The sequence below is a fragment of the Bradyrhizobium sp. SRL28 genome, assembly GCF_018596315.1.
In the GTDB taxonomy this organism is placed as follows: Bacteria; Pseudomonadota; Alphaproteobacteria; order Rhizobiales; family Xanthobacteraceae; genus Bradyrhizobium.
Map to the genome: position 1 here is coordinate 179296 of NZ_JAHEAG010000008.1, position 23006 is coordinate 202301.

Below are 23006 nucleotides of genomic sequence, written 5' to 3' on the forward strand. Positions count from 1 at the left end.
GTCCAAATCCGTGATCCCGTAACCGAAGGACGAGGCAATGGACGCAAATCTTCGAACCGGTGGCCATATTTTGATCGAGCAACTGGCCTTGCACGGCGCCGACACTGTGTTCGGGGTGCCCGGTGAAAGCTTCCTCGCCGCGCTCGACGGCATGTACCAGAGCCAGCGCGTGCGGTTCATCAACGCCCGGCATGAAGGCGGCGCGGCCATGATGGCGGATGCCTATGGCAAGCTGACGGGCCGCCCGGGTATCGCGTTCGCCACGCGGGGGCCCGGCGCCACCAATGCGTCAGCCGGCGTCCATGTCGCATTTCAGGATTCGACGCCCATGATCCTTTTGCTGGGCCAGGTCGGGCGCGACATGATGGAACGCGAAGCGTTCCAGGAAATCGACTATCGGCTGATGTTCGGGCCGATGGCGAAATGGGTTGCACAGATCGACGACGCGCGGCGGATTCCGGAGTTCATCTCGCGCGCCTTCTTCACCGCGACCTCGGGCCGTCCCGGTCCGGTGGTGCTGGCGCTGCCCGAGGATATGCTCACCGACACCGCCGAGGTGCCGGATGCGCCGCCCTACACTCCGCTTCCGATCGCGCCTGATGACGGCGCCCTGCGGCAGTTCCATGCGCTGCTTTCGGAGGCGAAGAAACCGTTCGTGATCGTCGGCGGCGGCGGATGGAGCGATCAGGCGCGCCGCGATCTCGAGGCGTTTGCTTCAGCGCATGAAGTGCCCGTCGGCGTTTCGTTCCGCTGCCAGGACTATTTCGATAATCTGCATCCCTGCTATGGCGGCCATGTCGGCATCGGCCTCGACGCAAAAATCGCCGACCGGATCCGTAACAGCGATCTGGTGATCGCGCTCGGCGCGAGGCTGGGCGAGGCCACCACATCCGGCTACACGATGTTCGATGTTCCGAAGCCAAGGCAGCCGCTGGTTCACGTCTATCCCGATCCCGAAGAGATCGGCCGGGTCTATTCGCCGACGCTCGGCGTGGTCGCGAGCAGCGCAGCCTTTGCGGCCGCGATCAAGCGGCTGGAGCCGAAGCATCGATCGCGCGCCGACTATGTCAAGGCGGCACATGCCGACTATCTCGCATTTGCTGAGCCGACGCGCTCGCCCGGCGACGTGCAGCTCTCGCAGATCGTACGCGGCTTGAGCGATCGCTTGCCGCCTGACACCCTCATTTGCAACGGCGCCGGCAACTACGCCGTCTGGGTGCATCGGTTCTGGCGCTATCGGCAATATCGCACTGAACTCGCGCCGACATCGGGTTCGATGGGCTATGGCTTGCCCGCGGCCGTCGCCGCCAAGCTGCAGCATCCCGAACGCATCGTGATCGCGTTTGCCGGCGATGGCTGCTTCCAGATGACAGGGCTGGAGTTCATGACCGCGGTCGAAAACCGGCTGCCGCTGATCGTGATCGTCTGCAACAATGGCATGTACGGCACGATCCGGATGCACCAGGAGCGAACCTATCCCGGCCGTGTTTCCGGTACTGATTTGGCCAATCCAGACTTCGCGGCGCTTGCTCGCGCTTGCGGCGGCTTCGGCGCGCATGTCGAACGTACCGAAGATTTTGCCCGCGCTTTCGACGAAGCCGTGGCAAGCGGACTTCCGGCCATCATCGAGCTTTCGATCAGCCCGGAAGCATTGACGCCGGTAAACTCGCTGAGCGAAACGCGCGCCAAGGCGTTGGCTGCGCAGGGTTGATACTGACTTTAAGTCCGCGTCGGCCGGCGTCGTTTGACGGCGCTGCGCCGTGGCGTTCGTGCCACCCGCGGACGCAGCCGGCTCATCGTCTGAGGGCGCGGTTTGACCGGCGGCTGCGGGCCGCGCGCCAGCTCCATCAACATGCGCAGCGCTTCCACCACGGAGCGCTGGCGCACGGTGGTGCGGCCGATCGCGCCAAAACGGAATTCGCGGTGGAGTATTTTTCCGTCGCGTGAGGCGACCGCGAAATGGACCAGGCCGACCGGCTTGCCCGGCGTGGCGCCGCCGGGACCTGCGATGCCGGTAATGGATACCGCGAGATCAACGCCGGCTTTTTCCAGGGCGCCGATTGCCATCGCGGTCGCGGTTTCCTTGCTGACGGCGCCGAAGGTCGCAAGCGTGGTCGCCTTGACGCCGAGCATCGCGCGCTTGGCGTCGTTCGAATAGGTGACGAAGCCGCGGTCGATCACGTCTGACGAGCCGGGAATGTCGGTGAGCGCGCCGGCGACCAGGCCGCCCGTGCAGGACTCTGCGGTGGCAATCGTCAGCTTGCGCATCCGGCATAGATCGAGCAGCGAGCGGGAGAGGGCGCGGGCGTCGCTGCCGCTCATGCTATTCGCCCCAGGGCAGACGGATGGTGGCGCTCGCAGTGGCGGCGATGCCTTCCTCGCGGCCGGTAAATCCTAACCGTTCGCTGGTGGTCGCCTTGACCGCAACCCGGGAGATGTTCAGCCCCGTAATCTCGGCAATGCGGGCGCGCATGGTATCGCGCAGCGGGCCAATTTTCGGGCGTTCGCAGATCATCGTGACTTCGAGATTGGCGATCCGGCCGCCGCGCGCGGTGACGCGGTCGACGGCATATTTGAGGAACTTGTCGGACGCAGCACCCTTCCACTGCGGATCGCTCGGCGGAAAGTGCGAACCGATATCACCGTCCGCCAGCGCGCCGAGGATGGCGTCGACCAGCGCATGCAGGCCGACGTCGCCATCGGAATGGGCGAGAAAACCGCGGGTATGCGGCACGCGTACGCCGCAGAGCATCAGGTGATCGCCGTCGCCGAAGGCGTGCACGTCGTAGCCGGTGCCGGTCCTGATGTCGCCGAGCTGGGCGGCGAGGCGGGCTTCCTCGCGGATGAAATCTTCAGGCGTCGTCAGTTTCATGTTCGCAGGATCACCTTCAAAGGTCGCTACCGTCAATCCCGCCCATTCGGCGAGCGCCGCATCGTCGGTGAAATCGCTGCGGCCATCGCGCGCGGCGCGGCGATGGGCATCGAGAATCACATCGAAGCGAAACGCTTGCGGCGTCTGCGCGATTCGCAGCCGTGAGCGCTCTGGCGTCGCCTCGACGTCGCCGGTATCGCTGACTTGCTTGATCGTGTCTGTGACCGGGATCGCAGGGACCGCCGCACCGGTGCGGCCGGCGGCATCGATCGCGCGCGAAATCACCGCAGGGGTCACGAAGGGCCGCGCAGCGTCGTGGATCAGAACGATGTCGGGCTTCTCCGCCGCCAGCGCCTCGAGACCGGCATGCACCGAAGCCTGACGCGTCGCACCGCCATTGGTGGGCGGCTGGTGACGCAGTCCCGCGACAGCCTCGTTAAAGATCGCGGCGTCATCGGGATTCACCACCGGCTGCACGGCAAACACGTCCGGATGCCGGCAGAACGCCTGCATGGCGCGGAAGATCACGGTCTGTCCGCCGATCTCGCGATATTGCTTGGGTCCCCCGGCACCGGCGCGAAGCCCGCGTCCGGCTGCGACGAGGATGGCTGCGGTACGCTCAGGTCTGGGCATCTGGACTCAAATACGAACGAATCAGGGTTGAGGAGGGGGCGTCAGGCCGCGCTGGCGCACAGCCCTTACCATGCCGAATACGGAAAACAGAGTGATTCCCATCACCTGTGGGAAAAGCGGTTTTTGTTGCAGTGCACTTGCACAAATGATAGATCTGTCTAAAGTGTAGGCAAGAAGCTTGACTGCCCAAGATTTGTGCTCACAATATGCCTCGACGGTTGCAATGAAGCCGCCGCCCTAACCATGAGATCGACGTGACCGGCCCGGAAAGTTCACGCTCTAAGCCGTTGAAAATAGGCGAGATTGCTGTCGCCAACCGGGTTCTCCTGGCGCCGATGTCCGGCGTCACCGATGCTCCCTTTCGACGTCTTGCCGCCACCCTTGGCGCCGGACTGGTCGTCTCAGAGATGACCGCCAGCGACGAACTCGTGCACGGCAGGCCGATGTCGCTCCTGCGCTGCGAGACTGCCGGTGTCGGGCCACATGTCGTTCAGCTCGCGGGTTGCGAGACGCATTGGATGGCGGAGGGCGCAAAGGTTGCGGAAGCCGCCGGCGCCGACATCATCGATATCAACATGGGCTGTCCGGCACGTCATGTCACCGGCGGCCAGTCCGGCTCGGCGCTGATGCGCGATCTCGATCATGCGCTCAAACTGATCGAAGCCACGATCGCGGCGGTGAAAGTGCCGGTGACGCTGAAGATGCGGCTCGGCTGGGACGATCGCTCGCTCAACGCGCCCGAACTGGCGCGCCGCGCAGAATCCGCCGGCGTGCAGATGATTACCGTGCACGGACGCACGCGTTGCCAGTTTTACAAGGGCGCGGCCGATTGGGCCGCCGTGCGCGCGGTCAGGGACGCGGTCTCCGTGCCGCTCGTCGTCAACGGCGACATCACTTCATTCGAGAAGGCGGTCCAGGCGCTGGAAGTGTCAGGGGCGGATGCCGTGATGATCGGGCGCGGTGCGCAGGGCCAGCCTTGGTTGCCGGGGCAGATCGGCCGCCGGCTCGAAACCGGACAGGCGGAGACTGTGCCGTCGCTCACCGAACAACTCGCGCATGTGCGCGCCCTCTACGACGAAGTCTGCAGCCATTACGGCCTGCGTATCGGACTGAAGCACGCGCGAAAACATCTCGGCTGGGCGCTGGAGATCGCGGCCCAGTGCAGTCGCGCGCCGGCCGAGACGCTGAAGGGCTGGCGGCAAAAGATTCTGACGTCGGAGGATCCGCACCGCGTGCACCGGTCGTTGCAGGACGCGTACGACGATTTCGCATGGAGTGCTGCCGCATGACGTCAGCCGCAGAACATCGCCGACCGGTGCCCGCCGACAGTGAGGCCATCCTCAACGCGCTGCCCAATCCGGTGCTGCTGGTGGCGCCAGACGGCCGCATCGTGGACGCCAACATCGCCGCCGAATCCTTCTTCGAAATCTCGACGCAGTTCCTGCGCCGGCAGTCCCTGAAAGAACTGGTGCCGTTCGGCAGTCCGCTGCTGGCGCTGATCGACCAGGTGCGCGCGAGCGCCTCGCCGGTCAACGAATACAAGGTCGATCTCGGCACGCCCCGCATCGGCGGCGATCGCCAGGTCGATCTTCATGTCGCCCCGCTCACCGAACGGCCCGGCCATATCGTCGTGATGCTGCAGGAGCGGACCATCGCCGACAAGATGGACCGGCAGTTGACACATCGGAGCGCGGCGCGCTCGGTGATCGCGCTGGCGGCGATGTTGGCGCATGAAATCAAGAACCCGCTGTCCGGCATCCGCGGCGCGGCGCAATTGCTGGAGCAGGCGGCCTCATCCGAAGACCGCATGCTGACCCGGCTGATCTGCGACGAGGCGGACCGCATCGTCACTTTGGTCGACCGCATGGAAGTGTTCGGCGACGACCGTCCGGTGGCGCGCGGACCGGTCAACATCCACTCCGTGCTCGACCACGTCAAACGGCTGGCGCAGTCCGGCTTCGCCCGCAACATCCGCTTCGTCGAGGAATACGATCCGTCCTTGCCGCCGGTGCTGGCCAATCAGGATCAGCTCATACAGGTGTTCCTCAATCTGGTGAAGAACGCCGCCGAAGCCGTCGCCGATCTCGGCTCGGACGCGGAAATCCAGCTTACCACCGCCTTCCGTCCCGGCGTTCGCCTGTCCGTGCCGGGCAAGAAATCGCGGGTCTCGCTGCCGCTCGAATTCTGCGTCAAGGACAACGGCTCCGGCGTGCCGGAAGACCTGCTGCCGAACCTGTTCGATCCCTTCGTGACGACGAAACAAACCGGCAGCGGACTCGGTCTCGCGCTGGTTGCCAAGATCGTCGGCGATCACGGCGGCATCATCGAATGCGAATCCCAGCCGCGCAAGACCACCTTTCGCGTGCTGATGCCGATGTTCAGTCCCACCAAACAGTTCGACCAAAGCAACCGCGACGGCGTTCCGGGTACGCTGCCGCCTGCGTCACAGGACGCAAGATGAGGAATAATGATGCCCGCAGGTAGCATTCTCGTTGCCGATGACGACACCGCCATCCGCACGGTTCTGAACCAGGCGCTTTCGCGCGCCGGATATGAAGTTCGCCTGACCGGGAACGCCGCGACGCTGTGGCGCTGGGTAAGCCAGGGCGAGGGCGATCTCGTCATCACCGACGTGGTGATGCCCGATGAGAACGCGTTCGATCTCTTGCCGCGCATCAAGAAGATGCGGCCGAACCTGCCCGTCATCGTGATGAGCGCGCAAAATACCTTTATGACGGCGATCCGGGCCTCGGAACGTGGCGCCTATGAATATCTGCCGAAGCCGTTCGACCTGAAGGAGCTCATCACCATCGTCGGCCGCGCGCTGGCCGAGCCGAAGGAGCGGGTGACGAGTGCGGCGGACGATTCCGAATTCGATTCGATTCCTCTGGTCGGCCGTTCGCCGGCGATGCAGGAGATCTATCGGGTGCTGGCGCGGCTGATGCAGACCGACCTCACGGTGATGATTTCCGGCGAGTCCGGCACCGGCAAGGAACTGGTCGCGCGCGCGCTCCATGACTACGGCAAGCGTCGCAATGGTCCGTTCGTCGCCGTCAACATGGCGGCGATCCCGCGTGATCTGATCGAATCCGAATTGTTCGGCCATGAGCGCGGCGCGTTCACCGGTGCCAATACCCGCGCTTCCGGCCGGTTCGAACAGGCCGAAGGTGGCACGTTGTTTCTCGACGAAATCGGCGACATGCCGATGGAAGCACAGACGCGGCTGCTGCGCGTGCTGCAGCAGGGCGAATACACCACCGTCGGCGGCCGCACCCCGATCAAGACCGACGTTCGGATCGTGGCGGCCAGCAACAAGGATTTGCGCATCCTGATTCAGCAGGGCCTGTTCCGGGAAGATTTGTTCTTCCGCCTGAACGTCGTGCCGCTGCGCCTGCCTCCGTTGCGGGAGCGGATCGAGGATCTGCCCGATCTCATCAGGCATTTCTTCTCGCTCGCCGAAAAGGACGGTTTGCCGCCGAAGAAGCTCGACACCCTGGCGCTGGAGCGGCTCAAGCAGCACCGCTGGCCCGGCAACGTGCGCGAACTCGAGAATCTCGCACGCCGGCTGGCGGCGCTTTACCCGCAGGACGTCATTACGGCCTCGGTCATCGATGGCGAGCTGGCACCGCCGGCGGTCACCTCGGGCGGCAACGCGCCGTTGGGCGTGGAGAATCTCGGGGGCGCGGTCGAAGCCTACCTGTCCTCGCACTTCTCCGGCTTCCCGAACGGCGTGCCGCCGCCGGGCCTCTACCACCGCATCCTCAAGGAGATAGAGGTGCCGCTGCTCACCGCGGCGCTGGCGGCCACGCGCGGCAACCAGATCCGCGCAGCCGACCTGCTCGGCCTCAACCGCAACACGCTGCGGAAGAAGATCCGGGACCTCGACATCCAGGTCTACCGGAGCGGCGGCTAGGGATTGCGCGCGCCTCCTTCCACAATAAAGACGGGTGGAGCGGCTGGGAATCGATCGCTTTAGCGGTCGGATGGCCGCGGAATTGTCGTAATTCGGCAACATTGTGATATGAATGCATCAGTCCGCGACAGGCGGACCCCAGCCCTTTCAGCTCACCGATTGCCTGAATGACCACCGCAGAGACGACCTCGGCACAACCGTTCGACCCGTCGCTTGCCGAATCCGGAGGAGGGATCCTGCGGAAGTGGGTGGCGCCGTTTGCGGTCGCGATTGCGCTGCTGTCGGCATTTCTGACCTTCATGGTCCTGAGCGGCCTGACGCCGATCGAGCCGACCCGCCACGTCGTCTATTCGTTTCTGCTGATCAATGCGGCGACCATCCTGCTGCTGGTCGGCATCATCGTCCGCGAAGTCTGGCTGGTCGTTCAGGCGCGGCGGCGCGGCCGGGCCGCGTCGCGGCTGCACGTTCAGATCGTTAGCCTGTTCTCCATCATTGCCGTGCTGCCGGCGGTGTTGGTCGCGATCGTCGCCAACGTGACCATCGACCGCGGCCTTGACCGGCTGTTCTCCGGCCCGACGCGCGAGGTCATAGAGAACTCGTTGATCGTTGCCCGCGCCTACATGCAGGAGCACGCAAGGCTAATCCGTGGCGACATCCTGGGTATGACGGAGGATATTGCCCGTGCGCGGCCGTTGTACGATCAGGACCGCCGGTCGTTTCAGGAACTGCTGACCGCAAATGCGGCCGCGCGAAATCTGCCAGCCGCGATGCTGGTCGACAAGGATGGCACCGTCCTGGTCACGGCGAAGACCGGCATCCAGCAGGAATTCACGACGCCGCCGCGGGATTTTCTCAGCAACGTCGATGAAGAAGAGCCGCAGATCGCGGTGTTTCCCGAAGCCAATTATGTGGCCGCGGTGATCCGGTTGCGCGCCTTTGACGATACCTTCCTTTACGTCGCACGCCTGCTCGATCCGCGCGTGATCAGCCAGCTCAAGCAGACCGAGGCCAGCGTCGCCGAGTATGCCCAGATCGAAGCCCGCCGGCTCGGCATTCAGGTTGCCTTCGCGCTGATGTTTGCGGTGATTGCGCTGACCATTCTGATGGCGTCGGTGCTGATCGGGTTGAATTTCGCCAACTGGCTGGTGGCGCCGATCCGCAATCTGATGAGCGCGGCCAATATCGTCTCGACCGGCGATTTGCATGTCCAGGTGCCGGTCCACAAATCCGAAGGCGACCTCGCACAGCTCGGCGAGACCTTCAACAAGATGACGTCCGAATTGCGCACCCAGCGCGACGAGCTGGTCAGCGCCTCGGACCTGATCGACAGTCGCCGCCGTTTCATCGAAGCGGTGTTGTCCTCGGCCAGCGCCGGCATCATCGGCGTCGACGCCTCCGGCAGTGTCGGCATCCTGAACCGTTCGGCCGAGAAACTCATCGGCCATGCCGAATCCGAGACGCTGGACCATCCGCTGTCGGACGTGCTGCCCGAGCTCGACGACATGATGAAGACCGCGCGCGAGGGCACGCAGCGCCTGGTGCAGGGCCAGATCACGATCACGCGCGACGGCCATGAGCGTAACCTGTCGGTCCGCGTCAGCGCCGAGCAGACCAGCCAGTCGCGCGACAGCTACATCATCACGCTCGACGACATCACGGAGCTCGTCTCCGCGCAGCGCACCTCGGCATGGGGCGACGTTGCGCGCCGCATCGCCCACGAAATCAAAAACCCGCTGACGCCGATCCAGCTTTCGGCCGAACGCATTCGCCGTAAATTCGGCAAGGTCATCACCGAAGACAAGGGCATCTTCGAGCAGTGTACCGACACCATCGTGCGGCAGGTCGACGACATCAGGCGGATGGTTGATGAATTCTCTCGCTTCGCGCGGATGCCAAAGCCGGTCATGGAGGGCGAGGACGTCGCCGACACCGTGCGGCAGGCGGTATTCCTGATGAAGGTTGGGCATTCCGATCTCGATATCGAGGCCGATATCAAGCAGGATCCGATGCGCGCGCAGTTCGACCGCCGGCTGATTTCGCAGGCGCTCACCAACATCATCAAGAACGCGACGGAGGCGATCGAGCAGGTGCCGCCGGAAGAACTCGGCAAGGGACGCATCGACGTCATTGCCGCGCGCGAAAACGACGACATCCTGATCGACGTGATCGACAATGGTATCGGCCTGCCGAAGGTGAGCCGTGCGCGCTTGCTGGAGCCCTATGTGACGACGCGCCAAAAGGGCACCGGGCTCGGGCTCGCCATCGTCGGCCGCGTGCTGGAAGACCATGGCGGCCGCATCGAACTCAAGGATGCCTCCGATTTCCGGCCCGGGCAGCGCGGCGCCTGGATGCGGCTGCGGTTCGCCGTGTCAGGTCATGCGCCGAAGGCGGAGGCAAAGCAGTCGGATTCGAACACGAAGCCGCAGGTTGACGAAACAAAAGCGCCGTCAGGCGAAACCAATGAGGCGGCATCCGCGACCAATGATGAAGCAAAAACTGAAGCCGCAACAGGCAACTGACAACACAGGTGTAACCCATGGCCAGTGACATTCTGATTGTCGATGACGAAGCCGATATTCGTGACCTCGTTGCGGGCATCCTGGACGACGAAGGTTTCAGTACCCGGACCGCGCGCGACAGCGATTCCGCCCTTGGCGAGATTGCCAGCCGCCGTCCGCATCTGGTGTTTCTCGACATCTGGCTGCAGGGCTCCAAGCTCGACGGCCTGCAACTGCTTGAGCAGATCAAGAAGGATCACGCCGACGTCCCCGTCGTGATGATCTCCGGCCACGGCAACATCGAGACCGCGGTGGCTGCGATCAAGCGCGGCGCCTATGACTTCATCGAAAAGCCGTTCAAGTCCGACCGGCTGATCCTGGTGGCGACGCGGGCGCTGGAAACCTCGCGCCTCAAGCGCGAGGTGAAGGAACTCAAGCAACTGGCTCCCACCGCGAGCGTTCTCACCGGCCGCTCCGCCTGCATGAACCAATTGCGCCAGACCATCGACCGGGCGGCCAAGGCCAACAGCCGTATCCTGATCGTCGGCCCCTCCGGTTCAGGCAAGGAACTGGCGGCGCGCACGCTGCACAATGCATCGAGCCGTGCAGAAGGACCGTTCGCCGTCATCAACGCCGCGGCGATCACGCCGGAGCGGATGGAAGTCGAACTGTTCGGCATCGAGCAGTCGAACGGCGAGCAGGCGCGCAAGGCGGGCGCGCTGGAAGAGGCCCACGGCGGGACGCTGTTCATCGACGAAATCGCCGACATGCCGCGTGAGACCCAGAACAAGATCCTGCGCGTGCTGGTCGATCAGACCTTTCAGCGCTCGGGCGGCACCGCCAAGATTCATGTCGACGTCCGCATCATCTCCTCGACCGCGCGCAACCTGGAGGAAGAGATCGCGGAAGGGCGGTTCCGCGAGGATCTCTACCACCGGCTGTCGGTGGTGCCGATCCGCGTCCCCCCGCTGTCGGAACGCCGCGAGGACATTCCCGAGCTGATCGACTATTTCATGGACCAGATCTCGGCGGCGACGGGCTTGCCGAAGCGGCAGATCGGCCAGGACGCAATGGCGGTATTGCAGTCGCATGTCTGGCCCGGCAATGTCCGCCAGCTCCGCAACAATGTGGAGCGCGTCATGATTCTGGCCGGCGGAGGTCCTGAAGCGATCATCACCGCCGACATGCTGCCACAGGATGTAGGCTCGATGGTGCCGGCGATGCCGACCAGCAACAATGGCGAGCACATCATGGGGCTGCCGCTGCGTGAGGCGCGGGAAGTGTTCGAGCGTGACTACCTGATCGCGCAGATCAGCCGCTTCTCGGGCAACATTTCGCGCACGGCCGAATTCGTCGGCATGGAGCGGTCGGCGCTACATCGCAAGCTCAAGGCGCTTGGGGTTGGCTGAGACTTGAGTGAATCGCTTGTTCGCTGCGTGCCGCAATCTGCGGCTCATCACGCTTGCTTTGAGCCGATCCATGCACTTGCTTTGGAATATTTATCTCTTTCCGCGCTTTTGTGGAGAATGGCCACTGGGTTCCAGCAAGGCGGAACGCGAACCGGCTTGCCTTAAAAGCGCGCGTACCCTCTAATCGTATTGCCGAGCCGACCGGAGGGGGATCTCAGGGGACGCCGGCAAGTCGGGGGCAGGCTCCATGAGAGAGCAACAGCCGGCTTAATAAAAAGAAACACACTGCGGGACAAAAACAATGGCGGCAGACCGCGCACAAAATCTACAAGACACCTTCCTAAATCACGTTCGTAAAACAAAAACGCCACTAACGATCTTTCTGGTCAACGGAGTGAAGCTGCAGGGAATTGTCACCTGGTTTGACAACTTCTGCTTGCTGTTGCGGCGCGACGGTCATTCGCAGCTTGTCTACAAGCATGCGATCTCGACCATCATGCCGGGGGCTCCGATTCAGTTGTTCGAAGGCGGCGAGGATGCTCCGGCTTGAGAGTGAACTGATTGGAACCCCTCAACCGTGAAGGGAGCGCCGATCGTCCGCGGTCGGCGGAGGGCAAGCAAAGCGGGCGGGTGATCGTCATCGGCCCCTATTTGCGAATGCGCCGCGGCGACGCCGATGCGCAGGCGAGCGATGTCGTGCGCGATTCCGAGGCTCGTCTCGAGGAAGCGACGGGTCTGGCGCGCGCCATCGACCTCACGATATCAGACGCGCTGATTGCGCCGGTCAGCCAGATCAGGCCTGCGACCTATCTCGGCAAGGGCAAGGTCGAGGAGATCACCGGCCTGATCGCGGGCCACGACATCGAACTTGTGGTGATGGATTGTGCGCTGTCGCCGATCCAGCAGCGCAACCTCGAGAAGGCCTGGAACACCAAGGTTCTCGACCGCACCGGCCTGATCCTGGAAATCTTCGGTCGCCGCGCCAAGACCAAGGAAGGTTCGCTGCAGGTCGAGCTCGCGCATCTCAACTATCAGCGCAGCCGGCTGGTGCGCTCCTGGACCCATCTGGAGCGCCAGCGCGGCGGATTCGGATTCATGGGCGGCCCCGGCGAGACCCAGATCGAAGCCGACCGCCGCCTGATCGGCGATCGCATCACGCGGCTGGAGAACGAACTCAAGAAGGTACAGGCGACGCGGCGGCTGCATCGCGCCGGCCGGCAGCGGGTGCCGTACCGCGTGGTCGCGCTGGTCGGCTACACCAACGCCGGCAAGTCGACGCTCTTCAACCGGCTCACGCGCGCCGACGTGCAGGCGGCCGACATGCTGTTTGCGACGCTCGACCCCACCCTGCGTGCGCTGAGCCTGCCGCATGGCGGCAAGGCGATGTTATCAGATACCGTCGGATTCATTTCCAACCTGCCGACGCAGCTCGTCGCGGCGTTTCGGGCCACGCTGGAAGAGGTACTCGAGGCCGATATCATTCTCCACGTCCGCGACATCTCGCATGAAGACGCGGAGGCCCAGGAGCGCGACGTCGACACCGTGCTGCGTCAGCTCGGCATCGACCCCGACTCTGGCGCCCGCATTCTCGAAGTCTGGAACAAGATCGATCGCTTCGATCCCGAGGAACGCGAAAACCTGCGCAACATCGCCGCGCGCCGTCCGCCGGAGCGGCCGTGTTTTCTGGTGTCCGCCGTATCAGGGGAAGGCGTGAATGAGTTATTGACCGCCATCGAAGATCGGCTGGCGGCAACGCGCACGACGCTCGATCTGTCGATCGATGCTTCCGACGGCGCCGGCATCAGCTGGCTGCATCGCAATGCCGAAGTGCTCAACAAGCAGCTCCACGACGGGCGCTTCGACATGACCGTGCGCGTCGACGAGACCAAGCGCGACATCGTGGTCTCCAGGTTCGACGCCGTTCCGCACGTGGCGTGACTGTCGTCCCTGCGAAAGCAGGGACCCATTGCCACAGGCAGTGATTTTACGCACGGTATTAGCCGCGTGCCTAATCGCGAGATTCCGCGGTATGGGTCCCGGCTCGCGCTTCGCTTGGCCGGGACGACGATGTAGGCTGCGGCGCGCGCTTGGCTTCGTTCCACAGCGCGTCCATTTCTTCGAGCGTAGCGTCTTCGAGCGAACGGCCCTTCGCCGCGAGCGCACGCTCGATATAGGCGAAGCGGCGCTCGAACTTGGCGTTGGTGCCACGCAGCGCGGTTTCGGGATCGGCGCCGACGTGGCGAGCCAGGTTGACCAGCGCGAACAGGAGGTCGCCGGTTTCTTCAGCGAGTTCTTCAGCGTTGCCGCCGTCCAACGCTGCTTCGATCTCGTCAGCCTCCTCACGGATCTTGTTCAGTACCGCGCGGGGATCGTTCCAGTCGAAGCCGACGGTGGAGGCCTTGCGCTGCAATTCCATCGCGCGCGTCAAGGCGGGTTGGCCGGCCTTGATGCTCGATAGCAGCGATTTGTGCGTCGTCTCTTCGGGCGGCCGCCGCGCTGCGCGCTCGGCCTTTTCTTCGGCCTTGATGCGTTCCCAGGCGCTCTTGACGCCGGCGGCGGCGATATTGCCGTCCTTATCGGCGAACACATGCGGATGGCGGCGGATCATCTTCCTTGTGATCGCCTCGACCACGTCGCCGAAAGCAAAGGCGTTTTGCTCTTCCGCCATGCGGGCGTGATAGACGACCTGCAGCAGGAGATCGCCGAGCTCCTCGCGGAGGTCGTCGAAATCGCCGCGTGTGATCGCATCCGCAACCTCATAGGCCTCCTCGATGGTGTAGGGCGCAATCGTCGCAAAGTTCTGTTCGAGGTCCCACGGGCAGCCCGTGACCGGCGTGCGCAGCGCCGCCATGATCTCAATGAGGCGGGAAATATCGCGGGAAGGGGTCATGGGAATTCCATTGCCGGGGAGGACAGCACCTTATGCCGCAAGCGGCCTGTCGATCCCAGTGGAACGAGCCGAAATCGGGCAATTTCCACCGGTTGGCCTCAAGGCGCTGGAATGCTAATGGCCCCTCATGAGCGACCAATCCTCGACCGAAACCGCGCTGGTGCTGTTTTCTGGCGGGCAGGATTCCACCACCTGCCTGGCCTGGGCGCTGCAGCGCTTTGCGCGCGTCGAAATGCTCGGCTTCAGCTACGGCCAGCGCCACGCGATCGAGCTTGAATGCCGCGACCGGCTGCTGTCGGGCATCAAATCGCTGCGGCCGGATTGGGCGGCAAAGCTAGGCGAAAGCCACACGCTGGAAATCCCGACGCTGTCAGAGATTTCCGACACCGCGCTCACGCGCGATGTCGCGATCGAAATGGGCGCCGACGGCCTGCCCAATACCTTCGTTCCCGGCCGAAACTTGGTGTTTCTTACCTTCGCGGCGGCGCTGGCGTACCGGCGTGGTATCCGCCACATCATCGGCGGCATGTGCGAGACCGATTATTCCGGCTATCCGGACTGCCGCGACGAGACCATCAAGGCGCTGCAGTCCGCGCTCAATCTCGGCATGGCGAAGAATTTTGAGCTGCATACGCCGCTGATGTGGCTCGACAAGGCCTCGACCTGGAAGTTGGCGCACGAACTGGGCGGGGCAGGGCTGGTCGACCTGATCCGCGAGCACTCCCACACCTGTTACCTCGGCGAGCGCGGTGCGCAGCATGATTGGGGCTATGGCTGCGGCGAATGCCCGGCCTGCGCGTTGCGCGCGAAGGGCTGGCGGGAGTATGCGGAGGCGTAGTTGGCGGGACATGCGCTACCCGTTCGCATGTCGTCGCCCGGCTTGACCGGGCGATCCAGTATTCCAGAGACGGCAGCGATAGAGCCGATAAGCCGCGGCGTACTGGATCCCCGCCTTCGCGGGGATGACAAGACACCTGTTGATGGAGAGCTACTTCCCGAAATCGTCCGACCTCAACTCAATCGGCGCACCGTGCGGCGTGCGGTCGGCGGCATGGTCCCAGGCGTCGCGGTAGCGATGCAAGGCATCCGATGTCGTAACGCCCTTGGCGGCGACGAGGGTTTCCAGCGTGGCGAGCCAGTGCCGGTAATAGGTCTCGCCGGTGTCGGGATCGCCGGCAGCCTGCGCGCGCTTGATTTGCGCGCCCAGCGTCTCCGCCCATTCCTTCCAGGTGAAGACGCCGGCTTCGTGCAGCGCCAGCGCCATGGCGAAGGCGCGCGCCTCCCACGGTTCGCGAAATACCGGACCGTCCTCGTCGCGGGGCACGCCGGGGACGGCGACGGCCGCCCGCATCGCCTGTTGCGGGGTCAGATTCATCACACGCGCTCCAGATAGGATTCCCAGGCGTCGACGGAGACGCTGAGCGTGGGGTCGGCGTCCTTGCCCCATAGCTCCGGCCCATCGAAACGCACGGTGTAGAGCCACTGCGGGTCCTCGCCCTTGCCGAGCGAGTTGGTGTCGGGGAAGACGTGACAGCCGTGATTGAGCTCGATGGTGCCGAGATGGCCGCGGACATATTGCGGCAGCCGTGTATGCGTCACCGGGTGGATGTCCTTCATCCGCACGGTCTCGCCGACCGCAAACATCGCGGGCGTTTTGGCCTCGCGTTCGGTCGGACCGCCGCGCCGGATCGCGGGTGTGACCTCAGTTGGAGCGATCGGCGTGACGCCGGGCTTTGGCGGCGACAGCACCTTGCCGGCCTCGATCTCCTCGCGCGTCACCAGCCCACGCTCGATCATCAGCGTTTCCAGCCCGGCCAGCCAGATCTGGAAATAACTCTTGCTGAGATAATCCTCAGGCGGTCGGTTCTCGCGGGCAAACCGCGACATGTCGATGTTCCAGCCGCCCGGACGCGCCATCGCGACCGTCAGCGCAAAGGCGCGGCGCTCCCAGTCGCCGTGAAACACCGGCTCGTTTGGCTCGGGCACGACCGGGCCAAAGCCCTTGGCGCCGCCCATGTCATGCGCGCCGTCCATCAGGCAAGCTCGCCCGGCTGTTTCGGCAGGCCCGTGCCGATCATGCTGTCGCGGGTGACGAGTTCGGCGAGTTGCTCGGCGCTCCAGCCCTCGGTACCTTCGGGGCGCATCGGCAGCACGAGGTAGCGGATCTCGGCCGTGGAATCCCAGACCCGGATTTTGGTGGCGTCCGGCAGCGTCACGCCGAAGTCTTTCAGGACACCACGCGGATCGGACACGGCGCGCGAGCGATAGGGCGCGGATTTGTACCAGACCGGCGGCAATCCCAGCACCGGATGCGGGTAACAGGAGCACAGCGTGCACACGACCATGTTGTGCTGCTCGGGCGTGTTCTCGACCACCACCATGTGCTCGCCCTGGCGGCCGGAATAGTCGAGCTCGGCAATCGCCGCGGTCGCGTCTTTCATCAGCCGGGTGTGATAGGCGGGATCACTCCACGCCTTGGCAATTACGCGAATGCCGTTACGCGGTCCGATCTTCTTCTCGTAGAGATCGATCAGGAGATCGAGGGACGCCGGATCGACATAGCCTTTCTCGGTCAGGATCGACTCCAGCGCGCGCACGCGCAGTTCGGTCTCCGACAACTCGGAATGGTCGTGATCGTGGTGGTGGCCGTGGTGATCGTGATCATGGTCGCTCATGGCGTCAGGATAGGCGCAAAATCCGGGCTATGTCGAGGCAGGGACTCTGCTAGCATTTGCCGATGGGGATCAGGGCAGGGTGCTTGGCAATAGCGGTCGCGGCGGCCATTTTAGCCTGGCTTCCGGCCGGAGAGGCGCGGGCGGCGAATGGCGCCTATGCGGTCGATGCGGCCGACATTGGCGAGGCCGGCTCGTGCAAGATCGAGAGCTGGTTGTCGTCGGCATCCAACACCGATTTTACGGCGGTCGCCAATCCATCCTGCGTGGTCAATGCGTTCAAGCCCTTTGAGCTGAGCATGTTCACCAGCCGCGCGCGCAGCGATGGCGAATGGGGTTCCACGATCCAGCCAAAAGCCAAGACGAACATTGCGCCAACTGGGGTCGGCAGGCTTGGCATCTCGTTCTACGCCGGCGGAGGTTTCGATGCGCTGACCGGCGAACACGCCTCGGCCTTTGCCGTGATCCCCGCGACGTTCCGGCTCAACGAAACCATGCGCCTCAATTTCAATGGCGGCTGGCTGTGGGACCGCAGCGTCGATCGCCATTTTCTGACGTATGGAATCGGCTTCGACTGGAAGTTCACGGAAACCTTGCAGTGGACCATCGAAGCCTTTGGGCAGGCGGGCCAATCGGACACGCCGAGCGTGGTCCAGCCGCGGTTTCAGACCGGCGTGCGTTACCGGCCGAACGAGATTTTCTCGGTCGACCTGATCTACGGCCGCAACATCTCGGGCGAGAACGCCAACTGGATCACGCTCGGCACCACGATCCGTTTCCCGGTGCCCGGCGGCAAGCCGGAGCACCATCGCACGGGTCATCTGTAAATCGACACGCTGGCTGCAGCCCCAAGCCCGTTTCTCGGCTAGACTTCGGGAAAATGATGGGTAGGGAGGCAATGCGTTGGCCGAATTTGTGAAGATTGAAAAAGGCCTCGGACCGGATGGCCGCATCGCGGTCGTGCGTTTCGACCGCGGCGATGGCATCAATGCGATGTCGCCGGAGGCGCTGCGCCAGCTCACGGACGCCGCTCGCAGTTTTGAGGATGACGGCGCGACCTCGGTCGTGGTGCTGACCGGCGGCGCCAAATCGTTCACCGCGGGTTTCGACCTGAAGGATCCGGAAGGCCGGTCCCGCAAGTCCATGGATCTCGGTGCGCTGCGCCGGCACCTGAAACTTGGACCGCGGCTGACGCGGGCCTGGCAGGACATGGAGCAGATCACGATCGGCGCCATTGAAGGATTTTGCGTAGGCGGCGGCGTGGCGCTGGCCGTCGCGCTGGATTTCCGCGTGATGGCCAGAGACGCCCATATGCGCGTGCCCGAGATCGGCCTTGGCATGAACATGAGCTGGCAGAGCGTGCCGCGCATGCTGCATTTGATAGGACCGGCCCGCACCAAGCAGGCCGTGATCCTGGCCGACCAGCGCATCTCAGCCGCCGAGGCGTACGAATGGCGTCTGGTGGAGGAGGTGGCTGAACCCGGCAAGGCGTTCGACGCCGCGATGGCGCTTGCCGCCAAGGTCGCCGCCCAGCCGCCGCTGTCGGTCGCCATGACCAAGCTGACCGTCAACCGCCTGGCCCACGCGCTCGACGATCTCGCCAGTCACATGGATGTCGACCAGTTCGCGCTGGCGAGCATGTCCGAGGATCACAAGGAAGGGGTCGAGGCATTCCTGCAAAGACGCAAGCCGCGGTTCAGGGGAAGGTAGCTGTGGCTACGGCTGTCACACGCTGGCCGCTCGGATCAGAGCGTCGTCGGCCGGCTTGCCGTGGCAGCGTTGGCATTTCGATACTGGCGCTTCGCCGACCAGATCGCTCCAACACCCGTCAACGAGGATCAACCTTGCATTGACCAACGTCGCAGCCGCAACTATCATCGATTTCTAGATCAGTCCTTGCTTCCGGAAGGTACCAAGGCACGGACGTAATTTATTCGCGCTCTTCATTTTTTATCGATGTGTTCTTCCTGATGTCGGGGAGGGAAAATTGGCGAAAAGTGCAAGCAAGTCGAAAGCCCGCAGCAAAGGGGCAAGCAAAGCTAAGCGCAAAAAGCCGACCAGAAAGGTCTCCGCTAGAGCGAAAGCTTCGCCCGTCCACGAAGAAGATCACGTAGATAGTTGCGGTTGCGACGTCGAATTCAGCGACAGCGAATCCACGCCTGACGAAGCGCTGCCGGCGGCACGAGGCGGTGTGGAAGGGCGAGCATAGCCGTAGGCATCGACATGCAAAATGGAGCACGGTTCTGCGTGCTTCCATGAGGAGTATTTGCGTCCTTATGAGGAGAGGATGATGCCCTTTTCATTGACCTGGTTACCACAAGTCCTTTTAGACGCCGGCCTCAAAGTAGCGGAGCAGCCGGGATGGCGCACTCGCGGCCGCGGCGATGTCGGGCCGATCAAAGGTGTAATGTGCCATCACACGGCTGGCGCTAAAACAGGGAATATGCCGAGCCTTGGGATTGTGACCAATGGGAGGCGGGATCTACCGGGCCCGCTGGCGCAACTTTGCCTTGGACGCGACGGCACATATTTTGTCGTCGCGGCCGGCCGCTGCAACCATGCCGGACGCGGCAATTGGCAGGGCTTCACAGCTGGAAATACGAATTTTATCGGCATCGAAGCCGAGAATACGGGTCACCTTTCCGGGGACAAAGCCGATCCCTGGCCAGCGGTGCAAATGGACGCCTATCGCAGAGGCGTTGCGGCGATCCTGAAGAAAATCAGGGCCAATGCAATCATGTGCTGTGGTCACAAGGAGTACGCTCTGCCAATGCACCGCAAGCCTGACCCGACATTCGACATGACTGATTTTCGGTCACAGGTCAGCGCGATCATGGCCGGAATCGCTCCGGCGCCAACGATAATCCCCCCGACGGACTCGGCAAACCGCCCCACCTTGAGACGCGGTGATACCGGCAAGGCAGTTGAGACCATCCAAACGGCGGTCGGTGTGCCAGTGAATGGGACTTTCGATGCTGCTACGGAAGCCGCCGTCAGGCAATTCCAGCGTGACCATGGACTGGTCCCGGATGGCATTGTTGGCCCTCGCACATGGGCCACCATCGCGGGGTAGATTTCGGCTGAACAGCCGCATCGCGACCGCCGAGTCCTATGAATGGCGGCTGGTGGAGGAGGTGGCCTTTCCCGGCAAGGCGTTCGACGCCGCGATGGCGCTCGCCGCCAAGGTCGCCGGTCGCCGCCGCTCTCGGTCGCCATGACCAAGCTGGCCGTCAACCGCCTGGCGCACGCGCTCGACGATTTCGCCAGCCATATGGATGTCGACCAGTTTGCGCTGGCGAGCATGACCGAGGATCACAAGGCGTCGCGGCGTTTCTCGAGCGCCGCAAGCCGCGGTTCAGCGGGAAATAGCTCGAATGGTTCGAACTGCGCCAACCCAAAGCTAACCAAGTTGCTGAAACTGAATCTCAATTCTCACCGGATATCAGGAGGGTAATTTTCGCGCCCCGCATGGCGCTGTGCATGGTTAAGGATTTTGCGAAATGACGGTATTGCGTGGGGTGCTGGCGTCAGCAAATGGAAGGACGATTGTCGCCGCAAGCGTCATTTTGATTTCCGGTCTGGCGGTGACATTTGCAGCGCGCATGCTGTCGGAACGGATGATCGCAGCCGACATGCAGCGCCGCTTCAGCGCGGATGCCGCCGACATCTCGACCGCCATCGGCGATCGCCTGCGCACCCATGCCGAAGTGCTGGTCAGCATGCAAGGGCTGCACGCCTCGATTGGTCGGGTCGATCGCGCCCAGTTCCGCCGCTATATCGACGTGCTCGATCTAGCGCGACGCTACCCTGGTTTCCAGGCGCTGCAATCGCTGCGCAAGGTCGAGCCTGAAAGGCTCGATGCCTTCGTGGCCGAAATGCGCGGCGACAACAGCATCGATGCCAGCGGACAACCCGAGTTCACGGTGCGCCCGCCGGGCAAGCGTGCTTCCTACAACGTAGTCGAGTTTGTCGAACCGATGCGAGGCAACGAGGATGCGCTCGGTTTCGATGCGGGCGCCAATCCAGCCCAGCTCGATTCGCTGCGCCGCGCGGCTGAAACCGGACGGATCGTTGCGACCCCTCCGGTCAAGCTGGTGCAGGATACGTCAGGCGGCCTTGGCTTCATCCTTCGCGCCCCGATCTACCGGATCGGAGAGCCGGCTCAAACCACCTCGCAGCGCGTCGCGGCGTTGCGCGGTTTTGTGGCCTCGGTCTACCGCATGAACGATTTGATGCGCGGCGTTCTCGATCCGCGTACGCTGCAGCAAATGCAGGTGCAGATCGTCGATCGCGGCTACGCCAAGCAGACCGAAGGCACGTTGAGCGGCGAGCCGGAAGATCCGTCAGGCGCCGCAACGCTGATGTACAACAGCCTTGAACCCAATCTGAACCTGGTCTCGCAGGTCGCCGAGTCCGCCGGCATTGCCGCCGACCGGTCGCTCGTCGTGGGAGAGCGGGTCTGGCGCGTGGTGTTCAGCGCGCGTCCGGGTTCGATCTATGAAGTCGATCGTTTGGTGTCCAATCTGGTGCTGGCGAGCGGGGTCGTCATCAGCCTGCTGATGGCACTGCTCACCGTCATTGGCCTGCGTTCGCGCCAGTTGTCGGGCAATCTCAACGCGCTCGACGCCGAGCAGCGCGCGCTGGTCGACAATCCGCTCGCTGGAATCATGTTCACCGAAGGACGCCGCATCCTTCGCGGAAACCGGCGGATGGCTGAATTCTGTGGCGCCTCACCCGACGATTTGCCGGGCAGTAAGGTCGATTCCCTGCTGGCGAGCGAAGCTGACAGCGCAGCGTTCGGTGCAGCGCTGACGACGATCCGCGACAGCGCCATGGCGACCGAGGCCGAATTGCACTTGCGCCGAAAAGACGGATCGACCCTCCTGATCGACGTCTATGGCAAGCCGCTGGCGGCCGGCAGCCGCAGCGGCGCCGGCGAAATTCTGTGGGTGGTCCGGGACAAGACCGACGTGATGCTGATGGACGCCGAGCGCCGCGAGCATGCGCGCGAACTGCAGGAGTCGAATGCAAGGCTGACGTCGTCGCTCCAGGCTTCGGAAATCCGCGGCAAGGAGATCGTATTATTGACCGAACTCAGTGGCGTCCTGCAATCCTGCCAGGCGCCGAATGAAATCTTCGCTGCGGTCCAGAACTACGCCGGCTTTCTGTTCCCGGAGGAGGCGGGGGCGCTCTATCTGATGAACGAAACGCGCGACGGCGTGACGCGCGGCCCGCACTGGGGCGAACTGACGTCTGCTGTGACGTCGTTCCCGTTGGAAGATTGCTGGGCATTGCGGCGAGGGACCACGTTCCCGATTTCGCCCGCCAGCCAGGGCCTCGTGTGCGGTCACGCCGCTTGCCGGGAGACCCATAGCGGGTATGTCTGTCAGCCGCTGGTTGCGCAAAATAATCTCATGGGACTGCTCTATCGCGAAGCCTACGGACCGGCTTTTGCCGAGGGCGCCGACCAACTCGCCACCATGCTGGCCGAGCAGGTGTCGCTTGCGCTCGCCAATCTGGACCTGCGCGAGCAATTGCGCAGCCAGGCGATCCGCGATCAGCTTACGGGGCTTTACAACCGCCGCTTCCTCGAGGACGCGCTGACACGCGAGACCGGCCGTGCCGCCCGCAGCGGTGAGCCGGTGGCGGTCGCAATTCTCGACGTGGATCACTTCAAGCGGATCAACGACACCTATGGCCACGAGGCGGGCGACGCCGTCTTGCGTGAACTCGGCCAGGTCCTGCTGAAAACCATCCGCAAGACCGACATCGTCGGCCGCTTCGGTGGCGAGGAATTCCTGATGCTGCTGCCGGGCGCCAGCGTGGACGTGGCGCAGGCGCGCGCGCTCGCGGTGCTCGAAGCGGTACGTGCCATGGAGGTCGCCATCCCCAACGGCGCGCCGCTGAACCGCATCACCGCGTCGATCGGCGTTGCGGCGATGCCGCTCCATGTCGCCAGAGGCGATGCCCTGGTCGCCGCCGCCGACGCAGCGCTTTATCAAGCCAAGGGGCAGGGACGTAACCGCGTCGTCCTGTCCGACCGCCGCGCGGTCCTCCCGGCTCTGGCACCGGCCGAGATGCAATTGGGGCTGACGGGGACGGACGGCTAATCTCGCCAC

Annotated in this window: 19 protein-coding genes and 1 pseudogene; 14 read left to right on the forward strand and 6 right to left on the reverse strand. The window is 63.8% G+C overall.

Going from position 1 to position 23006, the window contains the following annotated elements; genetic code table 11:
- Positions 1-37 precede the first annotated feature (37 nt).
- Positions 38-1711, forward strand: a complete 1674-nt coding sequence (locus tag KIP88_RS19465; protein WP_214489562.1) for a thiamine pyrophosphate-binding protein — start codon at positions 38-40, stop codon at positions 1709-1711.
- Positions 1712-1719: 8 nt separating this feature from the next.
- Here KIP88_RS19465 and KIP88_RS19470 read toward each other — a convergent pair whose 3' ends face one another.
- On the reverse strand, positions 1720-2322 hold the full coding sequence (locus KIP88_RS19470) for a CinA family protein (RefSeq protein WP_214489563.1): 603 nt from the start codon (positions 2320-2322) through the stop codon (positions 1720-1722).
- Between the two features lies 1 nt (position 2323).
- A complete protein-coding gene (locus KIP88_RS19475; RefSeq protein ID WP_214489564.1) occupies positions 2324-3505 on the reverse strand; it encodes a bifunctional 2-C-methyl-D-erythritol 4-phosphate cytidylyltransferase/2-C-methyl-D-erythritol 2,4-cyclodiphosphate synthase in 1182 nt (393 codons plus the stop codon).
- Positions 3506-3792: 287 nt separating this feature from the next.
- Between KIP88_RS19475 and dusB the strand changes: the two genes are divergently transcribed.
- From dusB to hflX, 7 genes are all read left to right on the forward strand, one after another.
- The gene (gene dusB, locus KIP88_RS19480; protein ID WP_214489631.1) at positions 3793-4794 is read left to right on the forward strand and encodes a tRNA dihydrouridine synthase DusB; all 1002 of its coding nucleotides are present in this window, start codon (positions 3793-3795) and stop codon (positions 4792-4794) included.
- Positions 4791-5966 (forward strand): nitrogen regulation protein NR(II), encoded by a 1176-nt coding sequence (locus KIP88_RS19485; RefSeq protein ID WP_214489565.1) that lies wholly within the window; start codon positions 4791-4793, stop codon positions 5964-5966. Before dusB ends, KIP88_RS19485 begins: the two co-directional genes overlap by 4 nt.
- A gap of 9 nt (positions 5967-5975) precedes the next feature.
- Positions 5976-7418 (forward strand): nitrogen regulation protein NR(I), encoded by a 1443-nt coding sequence (ntrC, locus tag KIP88_RS19490; protein WP_214489566.1) that lies wholly within the window; start codon positions 5976-5978, stop codon positions 7416-7418.
- Positions 7419-7585: 167 nt separating this feature from the next.
- On the forward strand, positions 7586-9937 hold the full coding sequence (locus KIP88_RS19495) for a PAS domain-containing sensor histidine kinase (protein ID WP_214489567.1): 2352 nt from the start codon (positions 7586-7588) through the stop codon (positions 9935-9937).
- A gap of 17 nt (positions 9938-9954) precedes the next feature.
- On the forward strand, positions 9955-11325 hold the full coding sequence (locus KIP88_RS19500; protein WP_214489568.1) for a sigma-54 dependent transcriptional regulator: 1371 nt from the start codon (positions 9955-9957) through the stop codon (positions 11323-11325).
- A gap of 301 nt (positions 11326-11626) precedes the next feature.
- On the forward strand, positions 11627-11875 hold the full coding sequence (gene hfq / locus KIP88_RS19505) for an RNA chaperone Hfq (protein WP_006020546.1): 249 nt from the start codon (positions 11627-11629) through the stop codon (positions 11873-11875).
- Positions 11876-11886: 11 nt separating this feature from the next.
- Positions 11887-13263, forward strand: a complete 1377-nt coding sequence (gene hflX, locus KIP88_RS19510; protein WP_214489569.1) for a GTPase HflX — start codon at positions 11887-11889, stop codon at positions 13261-13263.
- A 70-nt stretch (positions 13264-13333) separates the two neighbouring features.
- Here the strand turns inward: hflX and mazG are convergent, their stop codons facing one another.
- Entirely contained in the window at positions 13334-14215 is an 882-nt protein-coding gene (mazG, locus tag KIP88_RS19515; protein ID WP_214489570.1) for a nucleoside triphosphate pyrophosphohydrolase, read from the reverse strand.
- A gap of 127 nt (positions 14216-14342) precedes the next feature.
- On the opposite strand from mazG, the gene queC reads away from it, so the two are divergent.
- A complete protein-coding gene (queC, locus tag KIP88_RS19520; protein WP_214489571.1) occupies positions 14343-15053 on the forward strand; it encodes a 7-cyano-7-deazaguanine synthase QueC in 711 nt (236 codons plus the stop codon).
- 150 nt (positions 15054-15203) lie between these two features.
- On the opposite strand, the gene KIP88_RS19525 is transcribed toward queC, so the two are convergent.
- From KIP88_RS19525 to nthA, 3 genes are read right to left on the reverse strand one after another with little or no spacing between them, the layout of a single operon-like run.
- Positions 15204-15590 (reverse strand): nitrile hydratase accessory protein, encoded by a 387-nt coding sequence (locus KIP88_RS19525; protein ID WP_214489572.1) that lies wholly within the window; start codon positions 15588-15590, stop codon positions 15204-15206.
- Entirely contained in the window at positions 15590-16249 is a 660-nt protein-coding gene (nthB, locus tag KIP88_RS19530; RefSeq protein WP_214489573.1) for a nitrile hydratase subunit beta, read from the reverse strand. The genes KIP88_RS19525 and nthB overlap by 1 nt, the downstream gene beginning before the upstream one ends.
- Entirely contained in the window at positions 16249-16890 is a 642-nt protein-coding gene (gene nthA, locus KIP88_RS19535) for a nitrile hydratase subunit alpha (RefSeq protein WP_214489574.1), read from the reverse strand. Before nthA ends, nthB begins: the two co-directional genes overlap by 1 nt.
- Positions 16891-16979: 89 nt before the next feature.
- Here nthA and KIP88_RS19540 point away from each other — a divergent pair, with 89 nt between their 5' ends.
- The 5 genes and pseudogenes from KIP88_RS19540 to KIP88_RS19560 all read left to right on the forward strand — a co-directional run bounded on the left by KIP88_RS19540 (position 16980) and on the right by KIP88_RS19560 (position 22997).
- The gene (locus tag KIP88_RS19540; RefSeq protein ID WP_374226483.1) at positions 16980-17714 is read left to right on the forward strand and encodes a hypothetical protein; all 735 of its coding nucleotides are present in this window, start codon (positions 16980-16982) and stop codon (positions 17712-17714) included.
- Between the two features lie 76 nt (positions 17715-17790).
- Positions 17791-18597, forward strand: coding sequence for an enoyl-CoA hydratase/isomerase family protein (locus KIP88_RS19545; protein ID WP_214489576.1), 807 nt, complete (start codon positions 17791-17793; stop codon positions 18595-18597).
- Between the two features lie 580 nt (positions 18598-19177).
- Positions 19178-19960 (forward strand): N-acetylmuramoyl-L-alanine amidase, encoded by a 783-nt coding sequence (locus KIP88_RS19550; RefSeq protein WP_214489577.1) that lies wholly within the window; start codon positions 19178-19180, stop codon positions 19958-19960.
- A 31-nt stretch (positions 19961-19991) separates the two neighbouring features.
- Positions 19992-20256: pseudogene (locus KIP88_RS46550) on the forward strand (enoyl-CoA hydratase/isomerase family protein); the annotation flags it as partial.
- Positions 20257-20387: 131 nt separating this feature from the next.
- Positions 20388-22997 (forward strand): diguanylate cyclase, encoded by a 2610-nt coding sequence (locus KIP88_RS19560; RefSeq protein ID WP_214489579.1) that lies wholly within the window; start codon positions 20388-20390, stop codon positions 22995-22997.
- The last annotated feature ends 9 nt before the right edge of the window (positions 22998-23006 follow it).

Excerpts from the sequence above, each read along its gene's own strand:
- KIP88_RS19465 (WP_214489562.1), top strand. The coding sequence starts at position 38 with ATGGACGCAAATCTTCGAACCGGTGGCCATATTTTGATCGAGCAACTG.
- KIP88_RS19470 (WP_214489563.1), bottom strand. The coding sequence starts at position 2,322 with ATGAGCGGCAGCGACGCCCGCGCCCTCTCCCGCTCGCTGCTCGATCTA.
- KIP88_RS19475 (WP_214489564.1), bottom strand. The coding sequence starts at position 3,505 with ATGCCCAGACCTGAGCGTACCGCAGCCATCCTCGTCGCAGCCGGACGC.
- KIP88_RS19485 (WP_214489565.1), top strand. The coding sequence starts at position 4,791 with ATGACGTCAGCCGCAGAACATCGCCGACCGGTGCCCGCCGACAGTGAG.
- ntrC (WP_214489566.1), top strand. The coding sequence starts at position 5,976 with ATGCCCGCAGGTAGCATTCTCGTTGCCGATGACGACACCGCCATCCGC.
- KIP88_RS19495 (WP_214489567.1), top strand. The coding sequence starts at position 7,586 with ATGACCACCGCAGAGACGACCTCGGCACAACCGTTCGACCCGTCGCTT.
- KIP88_RS19500 (WP_214489568.1), top strand. The coding sequence starts at position 9,955 with ATGGCCAGTGACATTCTGATTGTCGATGACGAAGCCGATATTCGTGAC.
- hfq (WP_006020546.1), top strand. The coding sequence starts at position 11,627 with ATGGCGGCAGACCGCGCACAAAATCTACAAGACACCTTCCTAAATCAC.
- mazG (WP_214489570.1), bottom strand. The coding sequence starts at position 14,215 with ATGACCCCTTCCCGCGATATTTCCCGCCTCATTGAGATCATGGCGGCG.
- queC (WP_214489571.1), top strand. The coding sequence starts at position 14,343 with ATGAGCGACCAATCCTCGACCGAAACCGCGCTGGTGCTGTTTTCTGGC.
- KIP88_RS19525 (WP_214489572.1), bottom strand. The coding sequence starts at position 15,590 with ATGAATCTGACCCCGCAACAGGCGATGCGGGCGGCCGTCGCCGTCCCC.
- nthB (WP_214489573.1), bottom strand. The coding sequence starts at position 16,249 with ATGGACGGCGCGCATGACATGGGCGGCGCCAAGGGCTTTGGCCCGGTC.
- nthA (WP_214489574.1), bottom strand. The coding sequence starts at position 16,890 with ATGAGCGACCATGATCACGATCACCACGGCCACCACCACGATCACGAC.
- KIP88_RS19550 (WP_214489577.1), top strand. The coding sequence starts at position 19,178 with ATGCCCTTTTCATTGACCTGGTTACCACAAGTCCTTTTAGACGCCGGC.
- KIP88_RS19560 (WP_214489579.1), top strand. The coding sequence starts at position 20,388 with ATGACGGTATTGCGTGGGGTGCTGGCGTCAGCAAATGGAAGGACGATT.